Genomic DNA, 10,840 nt, shown 5'->3' on the forward strand with positions numbered 1-10,840 from the left:
CCACCGCCACCGCCCGCATCCCGACGGCCGCCGCCGGCCGGGCGCGCATCGCGCCCGCCGGGGGCCTTGGCCGGGGCCGGGGTATCGTCCAGGCGCCGGGTCAGGGCGATGCGTTTGCGCGCCACGTCCACCTCCAGCACCTTGACCTTGACGATGTCGCCGGCCTTGACCACGTCGCGCGGGTCCTTGACGTAGGTGTCCGACAGCGCCGAGATGTGGATCAGGCCATCCTGGTGCACGCCGATATCGACGAAGGCACCAAAGGCGGCCACGTTGCTGACCACGCCTTCGAGGATCATTCCGACCTTGAGGTCCTTGAGCTCTTCCACGCCATCGGCAAAACGCGCGGCCTTGAACTCCGGGCGCGGATCGCGACCGGGCTTCTCCAGTTCCTTGAGGATGTCGCGCACGGTCGGCACGCCGAAGGTGGCATCGGTGAACTGTTCGGGCTTGAGCCCGCGCAGGAAGCTGCCATCGCCGATCAGCGCCTTGATCGGGCGCGCGGTGGCGGCCACGATCCGCTCGACCACCGGGTAGGCTTCGGGATGCACCGAGGACGCATCCAGCGGCTGGTCGCCATCGGCAATGCGCAGGAAGCCGGCGCATTGTTCGAAGGTCTTGTCGCCCAGGCGCGGCACCTTGAGCAGGTCCTTGCGGCGCTTGAACGGCCCGTTGTCATCGCGATGGCGGACGATGTTCTCGGCCACGGTGGAGGACAGCCCGGACACCCGCGACAGCAGCGCGGCCGACGCGGTATTGACGTGTACGCCCACCGCGTTGACGCAGTCTTCCACGCGCGCGTCCAGCGCGCGCGCCAACCGGTACTGGTCCACGTCGTGCTGGTACTGGCCCACGCCGATCGCCTTCGGATCGATCTTCACCAGTTCGGCCAGCGGGTCCTGCAGGCGGCGCGCGATCGACACCGCGCCGCGGATGGACACATCCAGGTTCGGGAATTCCCTGGCCGCGAATTCCGAGGCCGAATACACCGATGCGCCGGCCTCGCTGACCACGATCTTCTGAAGCTTCGTCTCGCCCAGTGCCTTGATCACCTCACCGGCCAGCTTGTCGGTCTCGCGGCTGGCGGTGCCGTTGCCGATCGCGATCAGGTCCACGTTGTGCTGCACGCACAGCTGTTTGAGGGTGTGCAGCGACTGGTCCCACTGGCGGCGCGGCTCGTGCGGATAAATGGTGTCGGTGGCCACCAGCTTGCCGGTCGCATCGACCACCGCGATCTTGCAGCCGGTGCGGATGCCCGGGTCCAGGCCGAGCACGGCCTTGGGGCCCGCCGGCGCGGACAGCAGCAGGTCCTTGAGGTTGTCGCCGAACACGGCGATAGCTTCGGCCTCGGCCTTCTCGCGGGCCTGGTTGAACAGGTCCAGCAGCAGGTGCATGTGCAGCTTGGCGCGCCAGGTCATGCGGCACGCATCCAGCAGCCAGCGGTCGCCGGGGCGACCCGCGTCGCGGATGCCGGCGTTGTGGGCCACCCGGCCTTCGCCGTACTGGTGGCCGGCCTCGGCGTCGGGGCCCGGGTCCAGTTCCAGGAACAGGATTTCCTCGCGACGCGCGCGGAACAGCGCCAGCAGGCGGTGCGAGGGAATCTTCGCCAGCGATTCGGCGTGTTCGAAATAATCGCGGTACTTGGCGCCCTGCTCTTCCTTGCCTTCGGCCACGCGCGCACGGATCACCCCGTGCTCGCCCAGCCAGGTGCGCAGTTCGCCGACCAGCGCCGCGTCTTCGCCCCAGCGCTCCATCAGGATCGCGCGGGCGCCTTCCAGCGCGGCCTTGGTGTCGGCAACGCCCTTGTCGCCATCGACGAATCCTGCGGCGAATACCTGCGGATCCAGGCCCGGGTCTGCCAGCAGACCATCGGCCAACGGCTCCAGGCCGGCTTCACGCGCGATCTGCGCACGGGTGCGGCGCTTGGGCTTGTACGGCAGGTACAGATCCTCCAGCCGCGACTTGGTGTCCGCACCGAGGATGTCGTTGCGCAGTTCGTCGCTGAGTTTGCCCTGCTCTTCGATGCTGGACAGCACCGCGGCGCGGCGGTCTTCCAGTTCGCGCAGGTAGGTCAGGCGACTTTCCAGGTTGCGCAGCTGGGTGTCGTCCAGGCCGCCGGTGACTTCCTTGCGGTAGCGGGCGATGAACGGGACGCTGGCGCCTTCGTCCAACAGGGCGATGGCGGCACGTGCCTGGGCAGGCTGGGCACCGATTTCATCGGCGATGGTCTGGGCGATCTGCTGGGCGAGCTTGATGTCAGGCATTGCTTCCGGCCGGAGCCGCAGTACGGAAAGACCCGATTGTGGCAACGCCGGGCGGCGGGGGGAAGGCGTTGACAGCGGACGCCTAACCTGTCGCCGTAATGGCACACGTGGTGCCGACCGCTGGCCGGCGCCACGCAAATGCCCAACCACACCTACAGCCGGCCCACGGCCGGCACTAACGCGCTCAGCGGTACAGTTGGGACGTACGCTGGTGGACGATGTCATCGCGCATCGACTCCAGCGCCATCACCCGGATCCGGCCGATCCCCTGCAGTTCCATGAACCGTTCGGTGTAGATCTCCGGACCCTGTTCGGTCTCGGCCCGCGACTTGCTGAAACCGTGCGGTACCAGGCCTTTGTCGCCATCCTTGCTACCACCGACATAAAGAACGATTGCCATGTGATGTGTTCCTCCAATAAAGCATCGTGCATATACAACAGCCACCAGCTTACCGCGCCGAACCTGACTGATTCGTCATTTAGCCTAATAACGATTGTTTGCATGCAGATGACGTCGCATTGCACGACGTTTTATTTACACCGATTTAACGCCCGGATAACGGCCACCAGCCGCGTCCGGTAAGCGCGTAGACGTCGGCGGCGCGCTCGAACGGATTGCGCGCACTCACGCCTCCGCACAGCAGATAGACCGGCAGATACAGCGGGCCCAATACCAGGTACTGGTAAACGTGGGCGCGCTCATGGTCGTGCAGGCCGATCACCGGCTCGGTGCAGTGGCCGGCCTGATGGGCGTAGGTGCGGCAAGGCACGTCCAGCACCGGCCCGGTGTGCAGGATCACATTGCCCAGGGTGATCGCCCCGCCCGGCCCCCACGGCCAGTCACGGAACACGATCGCCAGGTCGCGGCGGTTCCACGACGGGCGCGCGCCGGCCACCATCCCGGCCAGGCCACCGATCAGTCCGATCAGGGTATTGGGCGCGGTCCACAGCGCGCCCAGCCCCTGCAGGACGCGCAGCGCCACGGGCGGCAGGCTCAATCGGCCTCGTTGGGAATCAACAGCCACAGGATCAGGTAGACCAGGATGCCCGGGAAGGCCGCCGACAGCACCGAGACCAGCACGAACAGCACCCGCACCAGGGTGGAGCTCCAGCCGAAACGGTGTGCGATGCCGCCCATCACCCCGGCAATCATGCGGTCGTTGAGCGAGCGCGACAGCGGGCGTGGGGTGGCGTTCATGGCAGCGGTCTCCGGCAGGCGATGGCGGACTGTAACGCGGGCGATGTCTACGGCGTGCGTTGACGCAGGGCCTTCAATCTGGCCCCGAACCAGACCGCGGCGGTCTGCTCGGGCTGGCCCGGGCAGGCGATGCGGTAAGGGGTGCCGGTCATGCTGCTCTGGCTGGCGGCGCGCGCGATGAACTGCTCGGCGGTATCCACCTTGTCCTTTTTCAGCAGGTAGTCGTACTTGCGCTGCAGGTGCGCGCGCGCCTCGGTGGCGTCGTGCCAGCTGCCGTTGCGCTGGAAGCGGCAGCTGGACCCATCCAGCGCGCCGATCAACCCGGCGATCTCGCGGCGGGCGCTATCGCTGGGGGCGGCCTGGGCAATGCCCGGGGCGACAAGTGCCAGGGCCAGCCATGGCAGGACATGCAGTTTCATCGCGAACGCTCCTTCAACCAATCGGTGATGGTACCGGGCACTTCGCGCTGGGCGCGGCCGGATACGTAAATGCCGATGTGGCCGCCGCGGAAACTGCTTTCGGTGTAGTCCGCACTGCCGATCCGCCCGCGCATCGCACGTGACGCATCCGGCGGCACCAAATGGTCCTGCTCGGCGTAGATGTTCAGCACCGGCAGGGTCACCTGCGACAACTGGACGGTTTCCTCGCCGATGCGCACACCTTCGTGCATCAGCCCGTTGTCCTGGTAGAACTGCTTGATGAAGTCGCGGAAGGTTTCCCCGGCCAGGTCGGGAGAATCGAAGATCCACTTTTCCATGCGCAGGAAATCTTCCAGCGCGGCCTTGTCATCGAGGATGTCGAGCAGGCCGACGTACTTCTGCACATTCAGCCGGAACGGCTTGAGCATCAGGTAACTGGCGTTCATCAGGTCGGCCGGGATGTTGCCCAGCGTGTCCACCAGCAGGTCCACGTCCACCTGCCGGGCCCAGTGCGAAAGCATGTTGTCCGGCGTCTGGAAATCGACCGGGGTGACCATGGTGATCAGGTTGGCCAGCTTGTGCTGGCGCAGCGCGGCATAGCACAACGCGAACACCCCGCCCTGGCAGATGCCGAGCATGTTGATGGGTGCGCCGCTCTGCGCCTGCAGATGGTCCACCGCGCCATCGACGAAGCGCAGCAGGTAGTCCTCCAGCGTCTGGTAGCGCTCGGAGCGGTCCGGATAGCCCCAGTCCAGCACGTACACATCGTGGCCGAGCGCCAGCAGCCGCTGCACCAGCGAGCGGTCGGCCTGCAGGTCGACCATGTACGGGCGGTTGACCAGCGCGTAGACGATCAGCAACGGGGTGGCATGCACCGGCGTGTCGGCGCCGACGAAGCGGTACAGGGCCACCTTGCCGTCGCGCCAGATTTCCTCGCGCTCGGTGGCGCCGTAGTCGACGTCATCCACCGACGGAAGCAGGGTGAGCCCATCCAGCAGCTTGCGCTGCATGGCCAGAGTCTCCTGCAGCAGGTCTTCGGCGTTGAATCCCAGCGGCCCTTTCATGGGGTGCGCGTCTTCTTCGGCCGCGCCGCCGCGGGCTTGGCCGCTGCCGGCCTGGCGGCGGTCCTGGACGCGGACTTGCGGGCGGTTTTCTTCGCGGGGGCCTTCGACGCGGTGGCCGACGCGGGCGGTGCAGCCGCCGGCGCGACGTTGGCAGCAGCGCGCCTGCGAACCGGCGGCGGCGCGGTCGGCGGCGCGGATGGTTTCGTTGCGGGCGCGTCGCCGCGCTGCGCGGATGACGCCTTCGGCGCATTGCCTGCCGCCATGCGCCGGACCAGGCGCTCCAGTTCGGTGATGCGGCGATGCGCGGCATCCATTTCGGTGCGGGTCGGCATGCCGATCGCCTCGCAGACGCGTTCGATTTCCTGCTGCGTGGCCGCACGCAGACGCATCTGCGCATTGCCGAGCGCGGCGTAGACCTGCTGGAACGGCTCGGACAGGGCGACCTTGGCGTAGGCCTCTTCAGCCGCTTCGATCCACAGGTCGAACATCGCCCGGGCGCTGGTCAGTTGGTTGCCGGGTTGCTCATGCTCGGCCAGGCGCTGCTCGAACAGCTTGAACGCCTCGTCCAGCGCCTGTCGGATCTGGTCCACGTAGTCGCTTGAGTGCGCCTGGTACTCCTGCTGGGCGCGCAGCAGCGCCTGCCAGCGGGCCTGGTGCTCGCGGCCGGGGCCGAAGGCCGGGCTCTGCAGCCACGGGCCAAGATCGCGCTGCAGCGCTTCGAGCAGCTTCAACAGATCCGGGCCGCCGGCCTGGGTACGCCCGCGTGCGCCCTGCAGCATCCACTGCAGCAGCCCGTCGCCCTGTCCCTCCACCGCCTGCTTCCAGGCCTGGGCCACGTCGGCGCTGCTGGCATCGCGGCCGGCGAACTGCGCGGCCACCTGCTGCATCGTGCCGTACCAGCCGCCGGCCTGCTCGCGGAAGCGATGCACGGCCGCGTCGGCGGGGTTGCTGGTCGCGTTGGGCATCATCTGCGCCCACCAGTCGATCGCCTGCTGCCAACTGCCCTGCCCCGGCGCGCCCGGACCGCCCGGCCCGGGGGGTCCGGCGGCATGCCGCAACGCATCGCCCCAGGCGCTGAAATACTGCCGGGCCAGGGCTTCGACGTCGCCTGCGTTGCTGCCGCTGCCGGCGGTGCTCATGACACGGCTACCGGCAGGATCGAATCGAACGGCATGGGCGTGGTCCGGCTCACGGCTTGGGGATGCGCAGGGTCTTGCTGATCATCAGCGACCCGGACAGTGCGAACAACAGCACCATCGGGTGGAGCTGCCACGGGCCCAGCTGCCAGCGGCCCAGCCACAGGTCGTGGCCGATCGCGCCCATGCTGGCGGCCACCGCCAGCACCACCACCAGCGCCAGGCTGGTCGGAATCGGCGTGCCTTCGAAGTACGGCACCTTGTCGCCTTCGCCCGCCAGGGCCTCGGCGGTCACGTTGTAGCGCGCCAGCCGACTGACCCCGCAGCACACGAAATAGCTCAGCACCAGCCAGTCCCAACCGCCCTGCATGCCGCAGGCATAGGCCAGCGCGGCCGGGGCAACGCCGAAGGAAATGACATCCGACAGCGAGTCCAGTTCGCGGCCCAGGGTGGAACTGGACTTGCGCCAGCGCGCGATCCGCCCGTCCAGCGCGTCGAAGATGAAGGCCAGCGGGATCAAGGCCATGCCGAACAGCAGGTAGCTGCGCTGCCCGTCCTGCAGGAAGCGCATCGCGGCGAAGACCGCGCCGGTGCCGCAGAAAGCATTGGCCAGGGTGAACCAGTCGGCCAGGTGGAACTCGCGCAGCATCGAGAAGTGACGTTTCATGGAGTATCTGTAGACGGCAGTGACAAGAGAGTACCGCGAGCGGCCCGAACCGCGACAGAGCGGCCCCCCTTGGCAGTCTGCGGCGCGGGGCCGTCCAGTTGCCGCGGCCTTCACGCGATCCCCACCAGCGGTGAATTTTTGGCCACCCATCTTGACAGCGAGAACCGACGGGGGCTGCCGGGGCTTATCCACAAACTTGCGCACCAGTCATCCACACCCCCTGTGGACAACTCAGTCTCAATAGACGCGACGGTGGTGATTTATTGATCACCGATCGTCATCGCCGCACCGCCCCGATGTCGCCAAGGGCTGCCGCTGACCGGCAAGGCTGGGCCAAACTGGTGAGTGGACCCGCCGCGAACGCCGCGAACAAGGCGCCAGCAACGACGGGCGCGTGGTCGATCAGCACGTCCCTCTGCTGCTCGCGCGTCGGCAGAGCCGGCCACTGGCCGTCAAGCCCATGAACGTCGCGGGTGCGTGGTGATCGGCCGGCGGCCGTGATTACAGACGGGTGTAGCTCCAGGACTGCATCGCGCCATCGCGGTACGGCATGACGCCGTGGAAGGCGCGTGGCTCGGCGTCGAACACCAGCGGCAGGAAGCTGCGATCACCTTCCCACAGCGGCAGCGTCTCCAGCTTGTCCAGGTCCACCCACTCCAGCGTGCCCTCCGGGTTGGAGGTGAGCGGCGTGCCGGTGAAATCGTCGATGACGAACACGAACCCGAACCAGTCCTCGCCATTCTTGCCGAAGCCCGGCCAGCTGATGGTGCCGCGCAGGCGCATGGTGCCGCACTCGATGCCGGCTTCCTCGCGGATCTCGCGGCGCATGCAGGCAGCGGCGTCTTCGTCGCGCTCCATCTTGCCGCCCAGCCCGTTGTACTTGCCCAGGTGCAGGTCACCGGGACGGGCGTTGCGGTGGATCATCAGCGCTTGCTTGCCATCGGGTGACAGCACGTAGCCGAGGGTGGCCACGATCGGGGTATAGGGCATGACGCATGGGCTCACGGACACAAACCCCGATTATGCGCGATCCTCGCGCGGCGGTCGGCTCAGCCGGTCACGCGGGTGCGACGGGCGTCGGCCGGGGCCGGCAAGGCGTCGCCATCGCGGCGCAGGGTGGCCACGCCATGGCCACGCTCGGCCAGGTATTCCAGCCATTTGCCGAGGAAGGTGTTCATCCGCATGCGATGGCTGATCAGTTCGGCCGGCGGCGGGTACATGCCCACCACGTCCTGCCAGCGACGGCCAACGTAGCAGTGGGTGGTCTCGGCCTGGCGAGCGTCACGGTACAGGCGCACATAGGCCGACGGGTCCGGCTGCCCGGTCACCGGGTCGGCGAAATCGTAGGTCAGGCGCAGCTCCACGGTGTAGCGGTGGCACTCGATGACGTCCAGGCGCACGTCCAGCCCATCGCCGACGGAGGACACGTAGCTGCCGGGCACCAGCTCGGCCGGCGCGAACAGCCGCACCAGGTGCTGGTAGTTTTCCGCGTACAGCCCCATCAGCCAGCTCAGCCGGCTGAGCCTGGGGATGCGTTCGATACGGGGCGTTGCCTGGGCCATGGGTCGATCCTACACGTTGATCCTCCAACGTGGGGGCGGCGACGCCCCGGCCAAAGGGCGGCGCCGAAACCGGTTCATCCGGACCTTGCGGCCGCTTGCCGCCCTCCCCTCGCCCGGCCTCAGTACAGCTCGCGCTGCAGCCCCAGCGTGGTCAGCACCTTGCTGGAGATCTCCTCGATCGAGGTATGGGTGGTGCTCAACGTCGCGATGCGCTCCATCCGGAACATGGTCTCGGCCGCGGCCACCTCGCGCTTGCAGGTGTCCAGGTTGGCGTAGCGCGAGTTGGGCCGGCGCTCCTGGCGGATCTGCTGCAGGCGGTCCGGGTCGATGGTCAGGCCGAACAGCTTCTTGCGGTAGGGCCGCAGCCGCGGCGGCAGGCGGTCGTGCTCCAGGTCCTCGTCGGTGAGCGGGTAATTGGCCGCGCGCACCCCGTAATGCAGGGCCAGGTAGATGCAGGTGGGGGTCTTGCCGGCGCGCGACACCGCCACCAGGATCACGTCGGCATCGTCGTAATTGATCGCAATGCCGTCGTCATGGGTCAGCGCGAAGTTCATCGCGTTGATGCGCCGGTGGTAGGTCTCGAAGTCGACCATGCCGTGCGCCTGGCCCACCCGGGAATGGCGGTTGACCGCCAGTTCGCGCTCCAGCGGCTCGATGAAGGGGGCGAACACGTCCAGCATCAACCCGCCGCTTTCGGCGAGGATCACACTCAGGCCGCTGTCCACGCAGGAACTGACCACGATCGGCCGCACCTGGTAGCGCTCGCCCGCTGCACGGATCCTTTCACAGGCTTCGCGCGCCTTTTCCGGATCATCGATGAACGACATCCGGTCGGTAATGAAGCTGAACCCGGAGAACTGGGTCAGGAGGCTATGCCCAATGGTTTCAGCGGTGATACCGGTTCCATCGGACACGTAGAACACCGGACGGATCGTCGACATACGGCTTTTACCCCCTACGAAGCTTAAAAAGGCTATCGATACAAGCTTGTGCCGATAGCAGTCTGCCCGGCATCATATCGGCTTCTTCCTACGGACGTGGCCATCCAGCCCGCCTCGGGCGATGGCCAAACGGAGCATCGCGCTTGAACGAGAACATCCTGTGGTTGCACGAACTGCGCCTGGCCGACCTGGCCCGCGTAGGCGGCAAGAATTCGTCGCTTGGCGAAATGATCGGCAACCTCGCCGGTCTGGGGGTGTCTGTCCCCGGCGGTTACGCAACCACCTCTGAGGCCTTCAAGGACTTCATCGCGCACAACGATCTGTCCAAGCGCATCTTCGACAAGCTGGCCACGCTGGACGTGGAAGATGTCGGTGCGCTGACGATCGCCGGCAAGGAGATCCGCGGCTGGGTGATCGATGCCCCGCTGCATCCGGCCCTGGACCAGGACATCCGCAGCGCCTACTCCACGCTGTGCAGCGAGAACGGCGGCGGTGATGTCGCCGTCGCGGTGCGCTCCTCGGCCACCGCCGAAGACCTGCCCGATGCGTCCTTCGCCGGCCAGCAGGAGACCTTCCTCAACGTGACCGGTGCCGACGATGTCGTGCTCAAGGTCAAGGAAGTGTTCGCCTCGCTGTACAACGACCGCGCCATCGCCTACCGCGTCCACCACGGTTTCAAGCATGAGGACGTGTTCCTGTCGGCCGGCGTGCAGCTGATGGTGCGCTCGGGCGTGGGTTCCTCCGGCGTGCTGTTCACCCTGGACACCGAGTCCGGCTTCCGTGACGTGGTGTTTGTCACCTCGTCCTTCGGCCTGGGCGAAATGGTCGTGCAGGGCGCGGTCAACCCGGACGAGTTCTACGTCTACAAGCCCACCCTCAATGCCGGCAAGCCGGCGATCCTGCGCCGTTCGCTGGGCAGCAAGGCGATCCGCATGGTGTATTCGGATGTGCCCGGTGAGCGCGTGCGCATCGAAGACACCCCGGCCGAGCTGCGCAACACCTTCTCCATCAGCGACGAGGACGTGCAGGAACTGTCCAAGCAGGCGCTGGTCATCGAAAAGCACTACGGCCGGCCGATGGATATCGAGTGGGCCAAGGACGGTGTCAGCGGCAAGCTGTTCATCGTGCAGGCACGCCCGGAAACGGTGAAGTCGCGTGGCCATGCCACCCAGATCGAGCGTTTCGCGCTGAACCAGAAGGACGGCAAGGTGCTGGCCGAAGGCCGCGCCGTCGGTGCCAAGATCGGTGCCGGTACCGCCCGCGTGGTGCGTACCCTGGACGACATGGCCCGCGTGCAGCCCGGCGACGTGCTGATCGCCGACATGACCGATCCCGATTGGGAGCCGGTGATGAAGCGCGCCTCGGCCATCGTGACCAACCGCGGCGGTCGTACCTGCCACGCGGCGATCATCGCCCGTGAGCTGGGCGTGCCGGCCGTGGTCGGCTCGGGCAACGCCACCCAGCTGATCCAGGACGGCCAGCAAGTGACGGTCAGCTGCGCCGAGGGCGACACCGGCTTCATCTACGACGGCATCCTCGCGTTCGAGCGCACCACCACCGACCTGGGCAACATGCCGCCGGCGCCGCTG

Annotated in this window: 12 protein-coding genes; 1 reads left to right on the top strand and 11 read right to left on the bottom strand. The window is 67.1% G+C overall.

Annotated features, from left to right (window positions below; all coding sequences use genetic code 11):
- From RTO53_RS04215 to RTO53_RS04265, 11 genes are all read right to left on the bottom strand, one after another.
- Nucleotides 1-2,264 (bottom strand): Tex family protein (locus tag RTO53_RS04215; protein ID WP_312236627.1); only part of this gene is annotated, 2,264 nt, incomplete at its 3' end.
- A 184-nt stretch (nucleotides 2,265-2,448) separates the two neighbouring features.
- Nucleotides 2,449-2,664 carry a hypothetical protein gene (locus RTO53_RS04220; RefSeq protein ID WP_312236628.1) on the bottom strand — a complete coding sequence of 72 codons (216 nt, stop codon included), beginning with the start codon at nucleotides 2,662-2,664 and terminating at the stop codon, nucleotides 2,449-2,451.
- Between the two features lie 145 nt (nucleotides 2,665-2,809).
- The gene (locus tag RTO53_RS04225) at nucleotides 2,810-3,262 is read right to left on the bottom strand and encodes a hypothetical protein (RefSeq protein ID WP_312236629.1); all 453 of its coding nucleotides are present in this window, start codon (nucleotides 3,260-3,262) and stop codon (nucleotides 2,810-2,812) included.
- Complete coding sequence (locus RTO53_RS04230; protein ID WP_256777221.1) at nucleotides 3,259-3,462, bottom strand: PspC domain-containing protein; 204 nt, start codon at nucleotides 3,460-3,462, stop codon at nucleotides 3,259-3,261. Before RTO53_RS04230 ends, RTO53_RS04225 begins: the two co-directional genes overlap by 4 nt.
- 47 nt (nucleotides 3,463-3,509) lie before the next feature.
- Nucleotides 3,510-3,881, bottom strand: a complete 372-nt coding sequence (locus RTO53_RS04235) for a YfeK family protein (RefSeq protein WP_312236630.1) — start codon at nucleotides 3,879-3,881, stop codon at nucleotides 3,510-3,512.
- Complete coding sequence (gene phaC / locus RTO53_RS04240; protein ID WP_312236631.1) at nucleotides 3,878-4,945, bottom strand: class III poly(R)-hydroxyalkanoic acid synthase subunit PhaC; 1,068 nt, start codon at nucleotides 4,943-4,945, stop codon at nucleotides 3,878-3,880. Before phaC ends, RTO53_RS04235 begins: the two co-directional genes overlap by 4 nt.
- The gene (phaE, locus tag RTO53_RS04245) at nucleotides 4,942-6,084 is read right to left on the bottom strand and encodes a class III poly(R)-hydroxyalkanoic acid synthase subunit PhaE (protein ID WP_312236632.1); all 1,143 of its coding nucleotides are present in this window, start codon (nucleotides 6,082-6,084) and stop codon (nucleotides 4,942-4,944) included. Before phaE ends, phaC begins: the two co-directional genes overlap by 4 nt.
- Nucleotides 6,085-6,133: 49 nt before the next feature.
- Complete coding sequence (locus RTO53_RS04250) at nucleotides 6,134-6,748, bottom strand: phosphatidylcholine/phosphatidylserine synthase (protein ID WP_312236633.1); 615 nt, start codon at nucleotides 6,746-6,748, stop codon at nucleotides 6,134-6,136.
- 501 nt (nucleotides 6,749-7,249) lie between these two features.
- A complete protein-coding gene (locus RTO53_RS04255) occupies nucleotides 7,250-7,738 on the bottom strand; it encodes an 8-oxo-dGTP diphosphatase (protein ID WP_256777247.1) in 489 nt (162 codons plus the stop codon).
- 59 nt (nucleotides 7,739-7,797) lie between these two features.
- A complete protein-coding gene (locus tag RTO53_RS04260; protein WP_312236634.1) occupies nucleotides 7,798-8,310 on the bottom strand; it encodes a DUF1249 domain-containing protein in 513 nt (170 codons plus the stop codon).
- 119 nt (nucleotides 8,311-8,429) lie between these two features.
- Nucleotides 8,430-9,251 carry a pyruvate, water dikinase regulatory protein gene (locus RTO53_RS04265; protein ID WP_256777228.1) on the bottom strand — a complete coding sequence of 274 codons (822 nt, stop codon included), beginning with the start codon at nucleotides 9,249-9,251 and terminating at the stop codon, nucleotides 8,430-8,432.
- Nucleotides 9,252-9,394: 143 nt separating this feature from the next.
- Here RTO53_RS04265 and ppsA point away from each other — a divergent pair.
- A partial coding sequence (gene ppsA, locus RTO53_RS04270) for a phosphoenolpyruvate synthase (RefSeq protein ID WP_312236635.1) occupies nucleotides 9,395-10,840 on the top strand: 1,446 nt, incomplete at its 3' end.

Source organism: Stenotrophomonas sp., from assembly GCF_031995405.1.
GTDB lineage: Bacteria > Pseudomonadota > Gammaproteobacteria > Xanthomonadales > Xanthomonadaceae > Stenotrophomonas.

Excerpts from the sequence above, each read along its gene's own strand:
- phaC (WP_312236631.1), bottom strand. The coding sequence starts at position 4,945 with ATGAAAGGGCCGCTGGGATTCAACGCCGAAGACCTGCTGCAGGAGACT.
- RTO53_RS04230 (WP_256777221.1), bottom strand. The coding sequence starts at position 3,462 with ATGAACGCCACCCCACGCCCGCTGTCGCGCTCGCTCAACGACCGCATG.
- phaE (WP_312236632.1), bottom strand. The coding sequence starts at position 6,084 with ATGAGCACCGCCGGCAGCGGCAGCAACGCAGGCGACGTCGAAGCCCTG.
- RTO53_RS04255 (WP_256777247.1), bottom strand. The coding sequence starts at position 7,738 with ATGCCCTATACCCCGATCGTGGCCACCCTCGGCTACGTGCTGTCACCC.
- RTO53_RS04265 (WP_256777228.1), bottom strand. The coding sequence starts at position 9,251 with ATGTCGACGATCCGTCCGGTGTTCTACGTGTCCGATGGAACCGGTATC.
- RTO53_RS04260 (WP_312236634.1), bottom strand. The coding sequence starts at position 8,310 with ATGGCCCAGGCAACGCCCCGTATCGAACGCATCCCCAGGCTCAGCCGG.
- RTO53_RS04250 (WP_312236633.1), bottom strand. The coding sequence starts at position 6,748 with ATGAAACGTCACTTCTCGATGCTGCGCGAGTTCCACCTGGCCGACTGG.
- RTO53_RS04220 (WP_312236628.1), bottom strand. The coding sequence starts at position 2,664 with ATGGCAATCGTTCTTTATGTCGGTGGTAGCAAGGATGGCGACAAAGGC.
- RTO53_RS04235 (WP_312236630.1), bottom strand. The coding sequence starts at position 3,881 with ATGAAACTGCATGTCCTGCCATGGCTGGCCCTGGCACTTGTCGCCCCG.